Origin of the sequence: Streptomyces tritici, from assembly GCF_048500665.1 — a bacterium.
Classification (GTDB): Bacteria; Actinomycetota; Actinomycetes; order Streptomycetales; family Streptomycetaceae; genus Streptomyces; species Streptomyces tritici.
Window position 1 is genome coordinate 5,821,603 of the sequence record NZ_CP183183.1, and the last position, 17,475, is coordinate 5,839,077.

Here is a 17,475-nt window from a genome sequence, read left to right on the forward strand (position 1 = left end):
GGTGGCCGCCCGCCCGCCCCCGCGGCGGGGCACCGACCGCTGCCGGGCCGACGGCAGCGGCCGGGCCGCCGCGGTCACGTCCGCCCGATCGGGAGGCGCTCATGAGTTTTCCGCTGCCCGACACCGTCGACGAGCTGAAGGCCATGATCGGACGGGAGATCTCCGCCCTGCGCGGCGCGGTGCGCCGGACGGCCGAGCGGCCGCTGCCCCCGGAGCCGGGCACGGAGGTCACCGCGCCGGTGCAGACTCTGGCCCCCGCCTCCGCGGCCGGCGCGCGGGGCGCCTCGCCACCGTGCGAGTGCAGCACGCACGACCCGGGCGTCAAAGGGCTGTGCGCGGCCCTGAGTGCCGTCCCCGCGTCCGCCGCGCTCCTGGAGGCCGTCCGAGACGAGGGCAGCGGAGCCGTACGCGACTTCCGCATCGTCGCCGGCAACCGGGTCCGGTCCGCCGAGTGGCTGGAGGCCCCGGACCGGCAGGTCGGCCAGGGCTTCCTGGAGGCCCGGCCCGGCGCGGCGCAGAGCGGGCTGTTCGCGGCCCTCGCCGAGCTGTACACCACGGGCGGTTCGCTGGAGGGACGGGTCGTCGACTACACCGAGCAGCGGCTCGGCCGGCTGCACCGGGCGCCGCTGCTGTACTCGGCCGCGCTCTGCGAGGAACAGGTGCTCGTCACCTGGCGGCCGGTACGGAGCCAGACCGAGCTGCTGACGATCGACGCCCAGTACCTGGCGTCGCTCGGCTGGGGCACCTGGGACCTGCTGTCGGGGAAGGTGACCTGGTCGGAGGGGCTCAGCCGGATCTTCCACGCCGAGATCGGGATGCCCTGGTCGCTCGAACAGCTCTGCGACACGCTGCTGCCCGACGACCTCACGGCCTTCTCCGAGTTCCTCACCTCGGTCCTCGCCGGGGAGGAACCGGCCTGGACCCGCATCCGGTTCCTCGTCCTCGGCGAGGTGCGGACCCTGGACCTCCTCGGCCGCCCCGTCGCCGGCACCGACGGCCGGCCGTGGGCCGTCAACCTAGTCGCCCGCGACCTCACCCCGCAGATGCGCAGCCGGCGCAGGCTCGCCCAGACGGAGCGGGAGACGGACCGGCTGCGCCGGCAGGCCCAGGCGGAGCGCCGCGTCGCGGACGCGCTGCGGGAGGCCCTGCTCCCCACCCACTCGGAGGCCCTGGCGGCCGTCGGGCTCACCGTCGCCGCCTCCTACCGGCCCGCCGAGCCGGACGCCGCCGTCGGCGGCGACTGGTACAAGTGCCGGCTGCTGCCGGACGGCCGGGTCCTGGTGGCGATCGGGGACGCCGCCGGCCACGGCCTCGACGCCGTGGCCCGGATGGCCCAGCAGCGCCACGCCCTGGCCGGCCTGGCGCAGACCGGGGCCTCGGCCGGGGAGATCACGACCTGGCTGAACGAGCTGGTCTGCAGCGACCCCTCCGGCGAGACCGCCACCGTCGTCGCCGGGCACATCGACGAGACCCGCACCCTGCACTGGGCCGACGCCGGCCACCCCGCGCCCCTGCTGCTGCGCGACGGCCGCGCGCGGCCCCTGGACGCGGGGCAGCGCGGACCGCTGCTCGGCGCCCTGCCGGGCTACGCGTACGAGACCACCGCGACCCCGCTCCGCGAGGGCGACGTCCTGCTGCTGTACACCGACGGCATGGTGGAGCGCCGGGGCGAGGACGTGACCAAGGGCATCGAGCGCCTCGCCCACGCCATGACCCGCTCCTCGGGGCTGGCCCCGCAGCAGCTCATCGACGCGCTCCTGAACGATCCGGAGCAGACCGGGCACGAGGACGACACCTGCATGCTGGCGATCCGCGTGGACTGACGCGCGTACGGCCCGCCGTACCCCGCCCCCGGCCAGGTCCGCCGTACCCGGCCCCCGACTAGACGGCGAGCGCCGCGTAGCCCGGGCGGACGACCTCGTCGATCAGCCGGCGGCGCTCCGGCAGCGGCAGGAAGGCGGCCTCCAGCGCGGCGACCGTGAACTCCTCGAAGACCTCCGGCCCGTAGCCGAAGGCGTCCGCCATGTGCTGGAACTCCTCGCTCATGGTGGTGCCGGAGACCAGGCGGTTGTCCGTGTTGAGCGTGATCGTGAAGCCGAGCCGGCGCAGCTCGTCGATCGGGTGCGAGGCGTAGTCCTTGGCCGCGCCGGTCTGGAGGTTGGAGGTCGGGCAGACCTCCAGGGCGATCCGGTTGTCGCGGACGTACGCGGCCAGGCGGCCGAGCGTGCCGTCCTCGGCGATGTCGTCGGTGATCCGCACGCCGTGGCCGATGCGCTCGGCGCCGCAGATCTGCACCGCCTCGTGCACCGACTCCGCGCCGACGGCCTCGCCGGCGTGGATGGTGTAGTGGCAGTTCTCGCGCTTCAGGTGCTGGAAGGCGGGGAGGTGGCGGGCCGGCGGGTTGCCGATCTCGCCGCCGGCGATGTCGAAGCCGGCCACGCCGCTGTCCCGGTGCGCGACGGTGAGCTGCGCGATCTCCAGGGAGCGGTCGGTGTGGCGCATGCCGGTGAGCAGCGTGCGGACGGTGATCCGGCCGCCGGTGCGGAGCTCGCCCTCGCGGAAGCCGGCGTTCACGGCCTCGACGACCTCGTCCAGGCTCAGCCCGCCCTCCAGGTGCTGCTCCGGGGCGTACCGGATCTCGGCGTAGACGACGCCGTCCGCCGCCAGGTCCTCGGCGCACTCGGCCGCGATCCGCTCCAGCGCCTCGCGGGTCTGCATCACGGCGCAGGTGTGGGCGAAGGTCTCCAGGTACCGCTCCAGCGAACCGGAGTCGGCGGCGTCCCGGAACCAGACCGCCAGCTCGGCCGGGTCCTCGGTCGGCAGACCGGTGTAGCCGCAGGAGCGGGCCAGTTCGACGATCGTGGCGGGGCGCAGACCGCCGTCCAGGTGGTCGTGCAGCACGGCCTTGGGGGCGCGGCGGATCCACTCCGCCACGGGGGCGGGGGCGGCGGAGGGGGCGGCAGAGTTGTCAGACAAGTGCATGCCGCGGAAGTGTACGGCACGGGGGAGCGCCCTGCTGTGACGGCGACGACAGGGGCCCGGAGTCCGTGATCTGCCCGGCCCGGGAGGGCTGCCGTGGCCGTGGGCGCCGCCGTCCTGTGGTCCGCAGGACCGCCCGGGCCTCACAGACCGCAGGACCGCCCGGGACCCGGGCCCCGCAGGCCGCACGATCGCCCGGCCCCCGGCCGCCCCACGACGGCCCCGCGTCCCGCCCCGTCAGTTGGACTGCAGGACCGGCAGGGCCGGTGCCCCGGTCGGGAGCATGTGCTTCGCCGCCAGGACGGGGACCTCGTCGACCCGCACCACCTGCGTGACCAGCACCGCCGGCGTGTCCGCCGGGCGGGCGAGCTGCTCCCCCCGGCGCTGCCCGAGGAGCGTCGCCGTCACGCTGCTGTGCGCGCTCAGCCGTACGTCCCGCGAGGCGCCGACGAGGACCGCCAGCATCGAGGTCCGCTCCGGGGTGGCGGTCCCGCGCAGTGCCTGCGCGAAGGCCGGGTGCGTCCGGTCCAGGACGTCGTCGGCCGCGGCCCACTCCTGGCTGAGCGCCGCCGCGGTCCCCTCGCCGGTGAGCAGCGACTCCCAGAACCGCAGCTCCGCGCGGGCCGGGGCGAGCAGGTGCTGGGTGGTGAAATCGGTCGGCTCCTCGACCGCCCGCAGCAGGGCCCTGACCCGCAGCGGCGCGCCGGCGCCGATCAGCTCCTCCAGCGGCTGGACGTGCTCGAAACCGCGCCGCGGCGGCCGGTCGTTGACCGTGCGGCCCACCCCGCGGCGCACGGTGAGCAGCCCGTCCTCCTGGAGCAGCAGCAGCGCCTCGCGCAGCGCCGGGCGGCTGACGCCCAGCTCCGAGGCGAGCCGGGGCTCGGAGGGCAGGGTCGAGCCGGGCGGGTACGTGCCGTCGTTGATCGCGTCGGCGATCCGCTCGTAGAGCACCACCACCGGCCGCCGCTGCACCGTGCCGTTGCCGGCCCCTGGCGCTCCTGCGCTGACTGCCACCGGCCCTCCTCGTCCCACTTGTCGGCAAATCGTGCCCCCATGAAACCCCATGGAACCGGTCGCAGACGCCGCAGCACCACGGGGGCGCAGATCACATCGGCGGGGGCTTGACGCGTTACGCGCGTAGAACAGAGGCTGTGCTCGCGCTGCTTGTCAGACAAGTGGCCACTGCACGCTGCGACACCGACCTGGACGAGGCAAAGGGGCCCCGACATGTCCACCCGATCCGATCTCGCGGGCCGCGGGCCCATGCTTCTCGCGCTGGTCCTGGCCGTGCTCGGCTACCAGATCAACGCCACGATGCTGAGCCCCGCCCTGCCGGACGTCATCGAGCGCCTCGACACCAGCCCCGCCGCCGCGGGCCTCTCCCAGACGCTGTTCTTCCTGATGGCCGCGATCGGACAGGTCACCCTCGCCCGGCTCGGCGACCTGCGCGGCCGCAAGCCGATGATGCTGCTCTGCGCCGCCGTGCTGATCCTCGGCAACCTGCTCTGCGTCTTCGCGCCGAACATCGAGGTCTTCATCGCCGGCCGCGTCCTCCAGGGCGTCTCCGCGGCGATGTTCACCCTCGCCTTCCTCACCCTGAACCAGCTCCTCACGCCGGCCGGCTTCGGCCGGGCCGCGGGGATCATCACCGCCGTCAACGGCGGCCTGGCGGGCGTCGACGCCGTCGCCGGCGGCCAGATCGCCGACACCATCGGCTTCCGCGGCATCTTCGTCTGCTCCACCGTGATCGCCGTCGCGGGCCTGCTCCTCGTCCGCAGGCACGTCCCCGACACCCAGCCCGCCACCGCCGGCGGCCGCTTCGACGCGCGCGGCATCACCGCCCTCGCCCTCGGCCTCACCGGCGTCCTCGTCGGCCTCGCCCAGGGCGCCGCCTGGGGCTGGACCTCGCCGCTCACCCTCGGCTTCCTGCTCGGCGGCCTCGCCTCCCTGGTCTTCTTCGTCGTCTCGCAGAAGAGCGCGGCCGACCCGGTCATCGACATCGCGGTGCTCGCCTCCCGCCGCGCCTGGCCGCTGCTGCTCACCACGGTCTGCACCCTCGGCGGCGCCTTCGGGGCCGTCGCCCTGACGATCCCGCTGTTCTCGCAGGACGCCCGGGTCGGCCTCGGACTGTCGGCGGTCACCGCCGCGCTCCTCTTCCTCACCCCGATCCAGCTCATCGGCGTGGTCTCCGCCCCGCTCACCGGACGGCTCGGCCCGAAGCTCGGCTGGCGCCGGATCGTGGTCGCCGGCGCGGTCGCCAACTTCGCGCTCTTCCTCGTCGCCACCGTGTTCCTGCACCACGAGTGGGTCCTGATCGCCGCTCTCGCCGCGCTCGGCGTCACGTACGGCGGCTTCATGCTCACTGGCCTCAACGGCCTCGCCGTCACCAGCGCCCCCAAGGACAAGCCCGGCTCCCTCTCCGGTCTGAACGGCGCCTGCTTCGGCATCGGCGCGTCCCTCGGCATCGCCCTCGCCTCCGCGATGATCACCGCAGGCAGCGACGCCGGCGGCCCCACCACGGCCGGCTACCAGAACGCCATGTACACGGCCCTGGCGCTCCTCGGCCTCGGCGTCGTCACGGCCCTCCTCATCAAGCGGCCCGACCCCGCCGACACCCCGGCCGACGCACCGCAGCGGGTGCTCGTCCACCACTGACCGGGCCGGACGCTCACCCGTACGGCCCCTCCCACCGCCCCCGCGCGGACCGGATCCCCCCATCCTGGTCCCACGGGGGCGGCGGTGCGGAACGGACGAGAGGGCGCGCATGGATCCCAGGCAGGCAACGGGCACGGGGCGCGGCGGCCTCACGCCCGGCCGGATCGCCGTCGCGGCCCTCGTCGTCCTCGCGGTCGCCCTGGCCGGGTCGGCCGAGAAGGCGGCCGCACAGGACGAGACGGAGACCGGACCGCCGCCCGGGCCCGTACCGGACGTCACCGGTCGCAGCCTGCTGCGTGCCTTCGCCGCCCTGGACCACCGCACCCGCGTCCACGTCCACGACGCGAGCGGCGGCGACCGCCGCGTCCTGTGGCCCCCGCGCTGGACCGTCTGCACCCAGTACCCCGCACCCGGCGCGCCCGCGGGCGCGGGCCGCAGCCTCACCCTCGGCGTCGTCAGGAAGACCGAGCGGTGCCCCGCGCGCGTCCGGGAATCCCGCCGCTGACCGCACCGCCCCCGGCCGTAACCTGGTCCCATGTCCCATGATCACCAGAAGTACGCCGTCGTGGGGGAGCGCGTCGCGCTGCGCCCCTACGCGGCCGACGACGCCGAGGAGTTCACCGCCGCCGCGCGCGACAGCCGCGCCCTGCACCGGCCCTGGCTGTTCCCGCCGCAGACCGCCGAGGCGTACGCGACGTACCGGCGCACCCTGGAGGAGGACCCGGCCCGGCTCGGGTTCCTCGTCTGCGACCGCGCCGCCGACGGGCGGATCGCCGGCTTCGTGAACATCAACAACATCGTCCACGGGGCCTTCCTCAGCGGCGCGCTCGGCTACGGCGCCTTCGCCCACGCCGCCGGCCGCGGCCTGCTCGGCGAAGGACTCCGCCTCGTCGTCGGGCACGCCTTCGGCGCGCTCGGACTGCACCGGCTGGAGGCCAACATCCAGCCGGGCAACGCCGCTTCCCGCGCCCTCGTCATGCGCACCGGCTTCCGGCTCGAGGGCTACTCGCCCGCGATGCTGTTCGTCGACGGGGCCTGGCGCGACCACGAACGCTGGGCGCTCACCTCGGAGATGACCGTCCCCGCCGCACCGCGCTGATCAGCGCTTGCGGTTGATCTTCATCGTGTCGAGGTCGGTCACCGTCGACCTCAGCTCGCGGTAGCCGTGGCCGAGGGCCTTCAGGGCGGACTCGACGCGGTCCTCGGCGAGCGCCGCGGCCATCTCCTCGCCGTCCTCCGCGTCCGAACGGACCACGACGCGGTACGAGAAGTGCCGCAGGGCGCGGTCGTAGGCGAGCGTGCCCTCCTCCGTGAAGCGCATCGCCGCCAGCCCGTGGTCGTCCGCCTCGGCCAGCAGCCGGGCCCGGCTCTCCTCCGACAGGGCGTCCCACCTGCCGCGCACGATCACCCGGTAGGTGTGCTGCGTGCTCATCGCCTGCGTCCTCACGTCGTCCGGCACGAAAGACCCCACCCTACGAAGGCGACGGGCGCCCGGCACCGCATTTTCCGCGGCGCCGGGCGGCCGGTGGTGTCGGGCCGGAGCCCCGTCAGGCGACCGTGCGCCGGTCCACGTACTCGAAGACCGCGCCGTCCGGGTGGACCGCGATCAGGTTGCGGCCCACCGGGGTCGGCACCGGACCGGCCACGATCCGGGCGCCCACCTCGGTCAGCGTGGCGTGCGCCTTGTCCACGTCCTCCACCGAGATCGTGGCGGTCACCTTCCGCAGCACCTCCAGCTCCGACTCCGGACCGCTCATCAGCAGGAAGCAGCCCACGGCCGCGACCGACACGCCGCCGCGCTCGAAGCGCAGCGCGGAGGTGCCGGTGAGCCGTTCGTAGAAGCTGACGGCCGGTTCGAGGTCGTCGACACAGATGCGCAGTGTGGTGCCCAGAATCTCCATACGGACGAGCCTAGTTGGCGGTCGCGGACGGCGACACCCGGCACAGGATCTCGCCGTGCGGAACCATGAACCAGGCGTCCTCCCGCCGGCCCCACTCCCGCCAGCCCTCCGCCAGCCGCTCCAGCAGCTCCGGCGTGGCATGGCCTCCGGCCACCGCCAGGTCCGCGTACCCCGAGGCCACCGTGCGGTCCGCCCACAGGCCGCTCCACCAGGCCCGTTCGTCCGCGGTGGCGAAGCACCAGGCCGCGGCCGTGGTCGTGATGTCGGTGAAACCGGCCTCCCGGGCCCAGGCGTACAGCCGCCGGCCGGCATCGGGTTCGCCGCCGTTGTGCCGGGCGACCGCGTGGTACAGCGCCGACCAGTCGGCCAGGACGGGCAGTTCGGGGTACCAGGCGAACGCCCCGTAGTCGCTGTCCCGGGCCGCGACCACGCCGCCGGGCCGGCAGACCCGGCGCATCTCGCGCAGCGCCCGCACCGGGTCGCCCACATGCTGGAGCACCTGGTGGGCGTGGACCACGTCGAACGAGTCGTCGGGGAAGTCCAGGGCGTGCACGTCCGCGACCGCGAACTCCACGTTGTCCAGGCCGCGTTCGGCGACGACCTCGCGGGCCTTCGCCAGGACGTCCGGCGCGGAGTCCACGGCGGTCACCCGGCCCGGGGCGACCAGCGCGGCCAGGTCGGCGGTGATCGTACCGGGGCCGCAGCCGACGTCCAGGACGTCCAGGCCCGGCTTCAGTTCGGGCAGCAGGTAGGCGGCCGAGTTGGCTGCGGTGCGCCAGGTGTGCGAGCGCAGCACCGACTCGTGGTGTCCGTGGGTGTAGACGGCGGTGTCCTTCGCCGGGGAGGCCTGCGTCATGGTGGTGCGTCCTCTCGGTGGGGCCGGACGGCGCCCGGTGGAGCGCCGTGATCACCGTAGCGCCGATCGGCCGGATGATGAGATGGGTGTCTTGGGATGTGGACAATTCCTGTTTGCCGCACGGGTTTCCGGGCACTCGACCCCGGCGACCCGAGGAGGAGCGTCATGCCGCACGAGAACCACGAGACGATGGCCGCACTGGCCCGTCAGCTGCGCGTCGACGCCGTGCGCGCCGCCGACGCCGCCGGCTCCGGCCATCCCACGTCCTCGATGTCGGCCGCGGAGCTCGGCGCGGTCCTGCTCGCCCGGCATCTGCGCTACGACTTCGAACGCCCCGGCCATCCCGGCAACGACCGGCTGGTCCTCTCCAAGGGACACGCCTCGCCGCTGCTCTACGCGATGTACCGGGCGGCCGGCGTGATCGACGACGAGCAGCTGCTGTCCTTCCGCTCGCGGGGCAGCGTCTTCGAGGGCCACCCCACGCCCCGGCTGCCCTGGGTCGACGTGGCCACCGGCTCCCTCGGGCAGGGCCTGCCCGTCGGCGTCGGCATGGCGCTGGCCGGCAAGTTCCTCGACCGGGCGCCCTACCGGGTGTGGGTGCTGTCCGGCGACGGCGAGATGGCGGAGGGCTCCGTCTGGGAGGCCGTCGAGCACGCCGCGTACCGGGGCCTGGACAACCTGACCCTGATCGTCGACGTGAACCGCCTCGGGCAGCGCGGCCCCACTCGCCTGGAGCACGACCTCGGCGCCTACGCCCGGCGGCTGAAGGCCTTCGGCTGGCACACCCGCGAGATCGACGGGCACGACGTGGCCGCCGTGGACGAGGCCCTGACCGAGGCCCGCGCCACCACCGGGGCGCCCACCGCGATCCTCGCGGCCACCCGCAAGGGGCGCGGCGTCGCCGAGGTCGAGGACCGCGACGGCAAGCACGGCAAGCCGCTGCCGGACGCGGCGGCCGCCGTCGCCGAGCTCGGCGGCCGCCCCGACGTCACCATCCCCGTCGCCGGTCCGCCGGCCACCCCCGCCCCCTCCGCGGCCCCGGCCCGCTCCGCGGAGCCGGAGCTGCCGCGCTACCGCACCGGGGACGAGGTCGCCACCCGCGACGCGTTCGGGAAGGCGCTGGCCGCCCTGGGCGCGGTGCGCGAGGACGTCGTCGCCCTCGACGGCGAGGTGGGCGACTCGACGCGGGCCGACCTGTTCGCGAAGGAGCACCCCGAGCGGTACTTCGAGTGCTGGATCGCGGAACAGCAGCTGGTCGCGGCCGCGGTCGGGCTCGCCGTGCGCGGCTACGTCCCGTACGCGGCGACCTTCGGCGCCTTCCTGACCCGCGCGTACGACTTCGTCCGGATGGCGGCGGTCAGCCGGGCCGGCATCAACCTGGTCGGCTCGCACGCGGGCGTCGCCATCGGGCAGGACGGGCCGTCGCAGATGGGCCTGGAGGACCTGGCCATGTTCCGGGCGGTGCACGGCAGCACCGTCCTGTACCCCTGCGACGCCCACCAGACCGCCCGGCTCACCGCCGCCATGGCCGACCTGGCGGGCGTCCGCTACCTGCGGACGACCCGCGGCAAGACCCCCGTCCTGTACGGGCCCGACGAGGACTTCCCGATCGGCGGGAGCAAGGTGCTGCGGGCGAGCGCGGACGACCGCGCGACCGTCGTCGCGGCCGGCGTCACCGTCCCCGAGGCGCTGCGCGCCGCCGACGAACTGGCCCGCGGCGGCGTCTCCGTCCGGGTGATCGACCTGTACTCGGTCAAGCCGGTGGACGCGGAGACCCTCGCGGAGGCCGCCGACCGCACCGGCTGCCTGATCACCGTCGAGGACCACCGGCCCGAGGGCGGCCTCGGCGACGCCGTCGCGGAGGCCCTGGCCGCCGTCGACCGGCCCCCGCCGCGCCTGTGCCGTCTGGCCGTGTACGACATGCCCGGCTCGGCGAGCCCGGAGGAGCAGCTCCACGCCGCGGGCATCGACGCCGCGGGCATCACCGCGGCCGTGCGGACGATGCTGGGGCGCCTCGTCACGGCATGAACCGGCCCGGCCGCCGGAAACAGCCGGCCCCTGCGCCCTCTCCGGCGGCGAAACGGGCCATACCTCCGTATAAAGGGGCGTGGGACCACGTCACGCAGCGTCGCTCGGGAGGTCACGCCATGCGTCAGGCGGCGTCGGAAGGGCGCGGACCGGTGCGCTACGGCCCGCTCGCCCCGGAGTCCGGCCTGCCCGTGCCCGCCTCGCTCGCCGCCGTGCTCGCGGCCGCCGCCGGACGGGCGCCGGCCGAGCCGCCCGGCGGCGGGCCGGTCCTGCGCGAAGCGGCCTGCGGCTACTGGTGGCGGCGCGGGCTGCACACGCACGCCGAGGACGTGCTCGCCGCGCCCGGCGCGGCACCCCTGCTGTACGCCCTGCTCGCCGCGCACGAGGGCGACGTCCTGATGCCCCGGCCGTGCCCCGCCTGGTGGACGCCGCACACCCGGCTCCTCGGCCGGCCCGCGTACCACGTGCCCACCCCCGCCGAGTGCGGCGGCGTGCCCGACCCGTACGCGCTCCTGGAGACCGTCCGCCGGGTCCGCGCCGAGGGCGGCCGGCCCGCCGTCCTGCTGCTGTCCGTCGCCGACGACCCGACGGCCACCGTCGCCCCGCCCGAACTGGTCCGTGAGGCCTGCGAGGCCGCCGTGGCGGAGGGCCTGCACGTCGTCAGCGACGAGACCTGGCGCGACACCCTCCACCGGCCGCGCGACACGGTGCTGCTCAGCCCCGCCGAGATGTGCCCCGAGGACGTCACCGTCCTCAGCGACCTGTCCGGCGCGCTCGCCCCCGCCGCCTGGCCGTGCGCCGTCGCCCGCTTCCCGCCCTCCCCCAAGCCCGGACTCCCGTCCGACAGCCCGGCCCGCCGGGGCCGCGCCCTCGACGTGCTCACCGCCCTGGGCGCGCACCTCGCCGCGCCCGTCGCGCACGCCGCCGCGCACGCCCTCGACGAGCCCGCCGACGTCTCCGCCCACGCGGCGGCCGGCGCCGCGCTGCACGCCCGCGTCGCCTCGGCCGTCCACCGCGCCGTCCTCGCCGCCGGCGCCATCGCCCGCCCCCCGCAGGCCGGCCGCCACCTCTACGCCGACCTCGGCCCGCTCCGGGCCGGACTCGCGGCCCGCGGCGTCAACGACTCCATGGAACTGGAGGTCCACCTGAGCGAGCGGCTCGGCTTCCTCGTGCCCGGCGGCCACCGCTTCGGCGACGAACTGGGCGCGCTGCGCGTCCGGTTCGACACCGGGCCGCTGCTCGGCGCGGACGACGAGGAGCGGGCCGAGGCCCTGCGCGCGGCCGAGCCGCTCGAACTGCCCCATGTCGCCGACGCGTTGCGCGCGTTCGGAGCCGTACTCGAAGAACTCCGGTGACCCCGGGGGCCCGCCGGCAGCCGACAGGACGACCCGCCACCAGTCGAAGCGTCGAAACGGAGACCGCAGATGACGGAACAGACGGAACGGACGCCGCACCCGCCGCAGGCGGACCGCCACCCCCTCACCGCATCGGCCGCCCCCGCCCCGGCGTCGGCCGCCCCCGCCCACGCCGGCCCGGAGCGGATGCCCCCGGCGCCGCCGGAGGGCACGCCCCCGCCCGCCGCGCCCCTGTCCGCCGCGGCGGCGCCCGTCGTGCTGCAGCCCCTGGGGCGGACGCGGGCCGACTGGCCGCGGTCGTTCGCCGACCGGCTCACCGCTCCGCTGCCCGGCGTACGGGCCCTGGCGCGGTTCGCGCGGGAGGGCGCCGTCCGGCCCGGTCCCGAGGGCCTGCGCGACGTCCCGCGGCTGCCGTTCGCCCCCGGCCCGCTGCCCGCCGCCGGCCCCGGCACCGTCGCCGTCACCTGGGCCGGGCACGCCAGCTGGGTGCTCCGGATCGGCGGCCTGACCGTGCTCACCGACCCGGTCTGGTCCCGCCGCATCCTCGGCACGCCCGCCAGACTCACGCCCGTCGGCGTGCGCTGGGAGGACCTGCCGCCGGTCGACGCGGTCGTCATCAGCCACAACCACTTCGACCACCTCGACGCCCCCACCCTGGCGCGGCTGCCCCGGCACACCCCGGTCTTCGTCCCGGCCGGGCTCGCCCGCTGGTTCCACCGCCGCCGCTTCACCACGGTCACCGAGCTCGACTGGTGGGAGGCCGCCGAACTCGGCGGCGTGCGCTTCACGTTCGTCCCCGCCCACCACTGGTCGAAGCGGACCCTGTGGGACACCTGCCGCTCGCTGTGGGGCGGCTGGGTGCTCACCGACCCGCACGCCCACAGCGTCTACTTCGCCGGCGACACCGGCTACGGCCACTGGTTCGCCGAGATCGGCCGCCGGCACCCCGGCATCGACCTCACGCTGCTGCCGATCGGCGCGTACGCCCCGCGCTGGTGGCTCCGCGACGTCCACACCGACCCCGAGGAGGCGGTCCGCGCCTTCCAGGACCTCGGGGCCCGCCGCATGGCCCCGATGCACTGGGCGACCTTCGTACTCTCCGCCGAACCCGTCCTCGAACCCCTCACCCGGCTCCGCGCCGCCTGGACCGCCGCCGGTCTCGCCCCCGACCGCCTGTGGGACCTGCCCGTCGGCGGCTCACGCGTGCTCGCCCCCTGAACCGGACCCCGGCACCGACCGCGCCCGGCGCGGCCGCAGCCGCCGCCACAGCGCGGGAACCCCGCTGACCAGCATCGCCAGCACGACGGCCGCCACCACGCCCTGCCACGGCTCGTCGAACAGCGAGCCGCCGAGGATCCCGATCAGCTGGTACGTCGCCGCCCACGCCAGGCACGCCGGCAGATCGCCCCGCACGAACCGCCGCAGCGGCATCCCGGCCAGCAGGCACGCCAGCATCACCGGGATCCGGCCCGCCGGCACCAGCCGGGACAGCACGAGCACCGAGACCCGGTGGGTCTCGAGCCGCGCCTGCGCGTGCGCCAGCCGCTCCGGCGCGGCCCGCGCCCGCAGCGCCGCCAGCCACCGCGAGCCGTTGCGCGAGCGCACCCCGCGCCGGCCGAGCGAGTACAGGACCATGTCCCCGAGCAGCGCCGCGCCCGCCGCCACCAGGAACACGAACAGCAGCGACAGCGGCGAGGTCTGGTGGAAGGCGACCACCGCCGCCGAGCTCACGATCGCCCCTGTGGGAATCACCGGCACCAGCGCCCCCAGGGCCACCAGCAGGAACAGCGAGGGATAGCCGACCGCCTGCTGCGTCGACTCCGGCGGCAGCTCGCCCGCCGCCCGCGCGAGCCCCTCGATCACCGGGCGACCTCCGGCCGGACCCGCTCCCCGTGCCCCAGCAGGTGCACCGCCACCTTCGGCGCCAGCCGCGCCGCGTGGCGGACGAACTCGTCGCCCGGCGCGTGGAACTCGTGCGGCCGCACCGCGTCCATCCCGATCGGCCAGTACGTGCCGTAGTGCACCGGCACCGCGGCCGCCGGCGACAGCGCGGCCAGCGCCCGCGCCGCCCGTCCCGCGTCGAGGTGCCCGTGCCCGAGGTACGGGCCCCAGCCGCCCACCGGCAGCAGCGCCACGTCCACCGGCCCCACCGCCTCCGCCATCGCGTCGAACAGACCGGTGTCCCCGGCGAAGTACGTGCGCGCCTCGCCCTCCACCACGTACCCGAGCGCGGGCGAGCGGTGCGGGCCCACCGGCAGCCGCCGCCCGTCGTGCAGCGCCGGCACCGCCCGCACGGTCACGCCCGCCACCCGCAGTTCGTCGCCCGGCCCCACCTCGGTCAGCCGCAGTCCGGTCAGCCTCCGCAGCGCGGGCACGGAGCGGGCCGCGCCGCGCGGCAGCACCACCCGGGTACCGGGCATGAGCCGCGCCAGCGAGGGCAGGTGCAGATGGTCGGCGTGCAGGTGCGACACCAGGACCGCCTCGGCGGCCGCGGCCTCCGGCGGCGGGAGCGCGCCGCGCCGCCGGCGCAGATGGGCGAGCCGCCGGGCGAACAGCGGATCGGTCAGGAACCGGACCCCGGAGTCCTCCACCGTGCAGGTCGCATGACCCCACCAGGTGATCTCCACCGTCGCCCGCCCTTCGTCCGGAACCGGACCCCGCCGACCCGAGTCTCCCGTACGAGCCTAAATGTCCGGAGCCGGCGGCGGGGGAGAGAAGCGATCACCAGGGGGCGTCCGCGCGCGGCGCGGCGGGTAGCCATCGCCAGAGCAAGGGGACGGGAGCCGCTGTGAGGACCACGAGCAGCATCGGGACCGTACGGCACTCGGCGCAGTGCCCGCGCTGCGGGGGCGTGCTGGCCGTCACCCAGGACGGCTGGAAGATCTGCCACACCTGCGGATACTCCTCCCCGCCGTGACGCACGCCGGGGACGCCTCGCGTGAACGCGTGTCACGAACGCACGCCCCGGGCGCGCCTCCTCGCCGGGCCCGGATCGGAGTAGGGTCGGCGCATGGACGACGTTCGGGTGGCGGCGATCGCCAGCCTCACCCCGCTCGAGGAACTGGACAGCGACCCCTTCCTGGTGGACACGCGCAGCCAGCACGCGATGTGCGCGCGGTGGGCCGGCGACAAGGGCTACGTGGTGACCAGACAGTTGCTCTTCTACGGACTCCGTCCCGACCACTGCGCCCTGTGGGCCGACGTCGAGTCCGGCGAGGTCGACCTGTTCGTCGCGCCCAACGAGCGGGTCCTCGCGCGGGCGTTGACCTCGGTCTCCGGTTTCTTCGCGGAGTGCGAGCGGCGCGGGGTGCGGCTGGAGACCGCGGGGCTCGACGAGCCCTCGTACGACGCGGCCGGCAAGGCGGACGTGCACCGCAGGCTCTCGATGCCCACCGCCGGCTACGACGGCTGCTGACCGCGTTCGATTCGTCCGACTTCGCCCGAGCGGGCGTTGTGCCACGCTTGAGTCAGGTAACGGGCGAAAGGCGAACCTGGCGTGGGCGTGGGGAACGTGCGGGGGCGGCCGGCCGGCCGCTGGCGGAGTGCGGGGCGCGCCCTGCTGCGGGTGCTCGTGGTCTGGGCGGTCTCGACGCTGACCATGCTGGCGCTGGCCGGGCTGCTGCCCGACTTCCGGCTCCAGTCCGCCCAGGGCGACAGCCTCACCCGCACCGCCCTCACGGCGGCCGCCGGCGCGGGCGTGTTCGGTCTGCTCACGGCGCTGGTCTGGCCGGTCGTCGTCCGGGCGCTGCTGCTCGTACCGGCCCTGGTCCTCGGCCTGTTGGTGTTCTTCCTCAACGGCTCGCTGCTGCTCGTCGCGCTCTGGCTGATCCCCGACGGCCGCGGCGCCGCCGAACCCGAGACCGCCGTCGTGGTCGCCGCGGTGATGTCCGCCGTCGCCTCGGCCACCTCCACCGCGCTCGCCGTACGCGACGACGACGCGTACCGCCGCCGGCTCTACCGGCTCGCCGACCGCAGACGGCCGCGCCGGGTCACCGGTGGCCCCGAGCCCGAACCAGGCACCCTCTTCCTGCAGCTCGACGGCGTCGGCCACCGCGTCCTGCGCGACGCCGTCCGCGCGGGGCTGATGCCGACGGTCGCCGCCTGGCTCGACACCACCCACCGGCTCACCCCCTGGCGCACCGACTGGTCCAGCCAGACCGGCGCCAGCCAGCTCGGCATCCTGCACGGCTCCAACGAGGACGTGCCCGCCTTCCGCTGGTACGAGAAGGACACCGGCCGGCTCATGGTCAGCAACCGCCCCGCGAGCGCCGTCGAGCTCCAGCGCCGCGCCATCGAGCGCACCGGCGACGGCGGGCTGCTCACCCTCGACGGGGCCTCCCGCGGCAACCTGTTCAGCGGCGGAGCCGACCAGCTCGCCCTCGTCCTGTCCATGGCGGCCCGGCGCGGCCGGGTCAACCGCTCCCGCTCCGGCTACTTCGCCTACTTCTCCGACCCCGCCAACGCCGTCCGCACGGCCGGCTCCTTCGTGGCCGAGGTGCTGCGGGAGGTGACCCAGTCGGTCCGGGCGCGGCTGCGCGGACAGACGCCGCGGGTCCGGCGCGGCGGCCTGTACCCGTTCGTCCGCGCCTTCGCCACCGTCGTCGAACGGGACGTGGTGGTCGCCGCCGTGATGGGCGACCTGCTGGCCGGCCGCACCGCCGTGTACGCCGACCTCGTCGCGTACGACGAGGTGGCCCACCACTCCGGGCCGCAGGGCCGGGACACCGACCAGGTGCTGCGCCGCCTCGACCGGGCCGTCGCGCTGATCGCCGGGGTCGCCGAGCACGCGCCCCGGCCGTACCGCATCGTGCTCCTGTCCGACCACGGACAGAGCCCGGGCCCCACCTTCCGGGACGCGTACGGGCTGACCCTGAAGGACCTGGTCCGGGCCGGCTGCGGGCTGCCGGTGCCGCGCCGCGTCCGGCGCACCCCCTGGGGGCATCCCCGGACGGAGTCCGGGGGCGGCGCCGAGGCCCGCGACGCGGCCCGGGACGCGCTGCGCAGCGCGCTGCACCGGCCGGTCGACGGGCGCGAGGAGGAGGCGGAGGCGGCGCGCGAGCTGCGCGGCCGGCCCTCCGAACCGATGGTGCTCGCCTCCGGGAACCTGGGCCTGGTCTCCTTCCCGGAGGTGCCGGGCCGGATGACGCGGGAGCAGATCGAGCTGCGCCACCCGGCCCTGCTGCGGACCCTCGCCGACCACCCGGGGATCGGTTTCCTGCTCGTGGCGAGCGAGGAGCACGGCTCCGTGGTGCTGGGCCCGGGTGGCCAGGAGACGCCGGTCGCGGAGCTGAGGGACGACGAGGGGCCGCTGAAGGGCTTCGGGCCGGGCGCGGCGGACGCGGTGCGCCGCACGGACGGTTTCCCGCACGTCGCGGACATCATGGTCAACTCGGCGTACGACCCAACCGCCGGCACCGTACACGCCTTCGAGGCGCAGATCGGCTCCCACGGCGGGCTGGGCGGCGAGCAGTCCCGTCCGTTTCTGCTCTCCCCGCTCGCCCTGTCCGCGCCCCCGCCGGGTCTGGCGGGCGCGGAGCAGGTCCACGAGGTGCTGCGGGGCTGGCTGCGGGAGGCCTCGGGTCCGCAGGTGCCGCTGGAGGATTCACGGCCGGCGGGGGAAGTGGAAGAACTTCTTCCGGCCGACGCCCCGGCCGGGCCGGACAAAAACAGCTGATTTGTACGCGCGTTCGGCGTTGTCCCA

General features: G+C 75.6%; 17 protein-coding genes. 10 read left to right on the top strand and 7 right to left on the bottom strand.

Annotated features, from left to right (window positions below; translation table 11 throughout):
* Positions 1-101 precede the first annotated feature (101 nt).
* On the top strand, positions 102-1,823 hold the full coding sequence (locus ACNJ93_RS26660; protein WP_418959986.1) for a PP2C family protein-serine/threonine phosphatase: 1,722 nt from the start codon (positions 102-104) through the stop codon (positions 1,821-1,823).
* 58 nt (positions 1,824-1,881) lie between these two features.
* Here the strand turns inward: ACNJ93_RS26660 and ACNJ93_RS26665 are convergent, their stop codons facing one another.
* Together ACNJ93_RS26665 and ACNJ93_RS26670 are read right to left on the bottom strand one after the other, a co-directional pair.
* Positions 1,882-2,982, bottom strand: coding sequence for an adenosine deaminase (locus ACNJ93_RS26665; protein WP_418959987.1), 1,101 nt, complete (start codon positions 2,980-2,982; stop codon positions 1,882-1,884).
* A 234-nt stretch (positions 2,983-3,216) separates the two neighbouring features.
* Entirely contained in the window at positions 3,217-3,993 is a 777-nt protein-coding gene (locus ACNJ93_RS26670) for a GntR family transcriptional regulator (RefSeq protein WP_418959988.1), read from the bottom strand.
* Between the two features lie 213 nt (positions 3,994-4,206).
* Here ACNJ93_RS26670 and ACNJ93_RS26675 point away from each other — a divergent pair, with 213 nt between their 5' ends.
* The 3 genes from ACNJ93_RS26675 (at position 4,207) to ACNJ93_RS26685 (ending at position 6,733) form a co-directional block, all read left to right on the top strand.
* Positions 4,207-5,634 carry an MFS transporter gene (locus tag ACNJ93_RS26675; protein WP_418959989.1) on the top strand — a complete coding sequence of 476 codons (1,428 nt, stop codon included), beginning with the start codon at positions 4,207-4,209 and terminating at the stop codon, positions 5,632-5,634.
* Between the two features lie 109 nt (positions 5,635-5,743).
* Positions 5,744-6,139, top strand: a complete 396-nt coding sequence (locus tag ACNJ93_RS26680; protein ID WP_418959990.1) for a hypothetical protein — start codon at positions 5,744-5,746, stop codon at positions 6,137-6,139.
* Between the two features lie 30 nt (positions 6,140-6,169).
* On the top strand, positions 6,170-6,733 hold the full coding sequence (locus tag ACNJ93_RS26685; protein WP_418959991.1) for a GNAT family N-acetyltransferase: 564 nt from the start codon (positions 6,170-6,172) through the stop codon (positions 6,731-6,733).
* On the opposite strand, the gene ACNJ93_RS26690 is transcribed toward ACNJ93_RS26685, so the two are convergent.
* The 3 genes from ACNJ93_RS26690 to ACNJ93_RS26700 form a co-directional block, all read right to left on the bottom strand.
* Positions 6,734-7,066, bottom strand: coding sequence for a DUF6204 family protein (locus ACNJ93_RS26690; protein WP_418959992.1), 333 nt, complete (start codon positions 7,064-7,066; stop codon positions 6,734-6,736).
* A 115-nt stretch (positions 7,067-7,181) separates the two neighbouring features.
* The gene (locus ACNJ93_RS26695; protein WP_418959993.1) at positions 7,182-7,535 is read right to left on the bottom strand and encodes a VOC family protein; all 354 of its coding nucleotides are present in this window, start codon (positions 7,533-7,535) and stop codon (positions 7,182-7,184) included.
* Positions 7,536-7,545: 10 nt separating this feature from the next.
* Positions 7,546-8,391 carry a methyltransferase domain-containing protein gene (locus ACNJ93_RS26700; RefSeq protein WP_418959994.1) on the bottom strand — a complete coding sequence of 282 codons (846 nt, stop codon included), beginning with the start codon at positions 8,389-8,391 and terminating at the stop codon, positions 7,546-7,548.
* A gap of 165 nt (positions 8,392-8,556) precedes the next feature.
* Between ACNJ93_RS26700 and ACNJ93_RS26705 the strand changes: the two genes are divergently transcribed.
* From ACNJ93_RS26705 to ACNJ93_RS26715, 3 genes are all read left to right on the top strand, one after another.
* Complete coding sequence (locus ACNJ93_RS26705; protein ID WP_418959995.1) at positions 8,557-10,419, top strand: transketolase; 1,863 nt, start codon at positions 8,557-8,559, stop codon at positions 10,417-10,419.
* Between the two features lie 119 nt (positions 10,420-10,538).
* On the top strand, positions 10,539-11,774 hold the full coding sequence (locus ACNJ93_RS26710; protein ID WP_418959996.1) for an aminotransferase class I/II-fold pyridoxal phosphate-dependent enzyme: 1,236 nt from the start codon (positions 10,539-10,541) through the stop codon (positions 11,772-11,774).
* A gap of 69 nt (positions 11,775-11,843) precedes the next feature.
* Positions 11,844-12,992 (top strand): MBL fold metallo-hydrolase, encoded by a 1,149-nt coding sequence (locus ACNJ93_RS26715; protein WP_418959997.1) that lies wholly within the window; start codon positions 11,844-11,846, stop codon positions 12,990-12,992.
* Here ACNJ93_RS26715 and ACNJ93_RS26720 read toward each other — a convergent pair.
* Positions 12,972-13,637: a DedA family protein gene (locus ACNJ93_RS26720; protein ID WP_418959998.1), complete on the bottom strand. Its 666-nt coding sequence runs from the start codon at positions 13,635-13,637 to the stop codon at positions 12,972-12,974. The genes ACNJ93_RS26715 and ACNJ93_RS26720 overlap by 21 nt on opposite strands.
* On the bottom strand, positions 13,634-14,401 hold the full coding sequence (locus ACNJ93_RS26725; RefSeq protein WP_418959999.1) for an MBL fold metallo-hydrolase: 768 nt from the start codon (positions 14,399-14,401) through the stop codon (positions 13,634-13,636). Before ACNJ93_RS26725 ends, ACNJ93_RS26720 begins: the two co-directional genes overlap by 4 nt.
* A 161-nt stretch (positions 14,402-14,562) precedes the next feature.
* Here ACNJ93_RS26725 and ACNJ93_RS26730 point away from each other — a divergent pair, with 161 nt between their 5' ends.
* The 3 genes from ACNJ93_RS26730 to ACNJ93_RS26740 all read left to right on the top strand — a co-directional run bounded on the left by ACNJ93_RS26730 (position 14,563) and on the right by ACNJ93_RS26740 (position 17,448).
* On the top strand, positions 14,563-14,691 hold the full coding sequence (locus ACNJ93_RS26730; RefSeq protein ID WP_418960000.1) for a hypothetical protein: 129 nt from the start codon (positions 14,563-14,565) through the stop codon (positions 14,689-14,691).
* A 93-nt stretch (positions 14,692-14,784) separates the two neighbouring features.
* The gene (locus ACNJ93_RS26735; protein ID WP_418960001.1) at positions 14,785-15,189 is read left to right on the top strand and encodes a hypothetical protein; all 405 of its coding nucleotides are present in this window, start codon (positions 14,785-14,787) and stop codon (positions 15,187-15,189) included.
* 87 nt (positions 15,190-15,276) lie between these two features.
* Positions 15,277-17,448: a phage holin family protein gene (locus ACNJ93_RS26740; RefSeq protein WP_418961536.1), complete on the top strand. Its 2,172-nt coding sequence runs from the start codon at positions 15,277-15,279 to the stop codon at positions 17,446-17,448.
* Positions 17,449-17,475 lie beyond the last annotated feature (27 nt).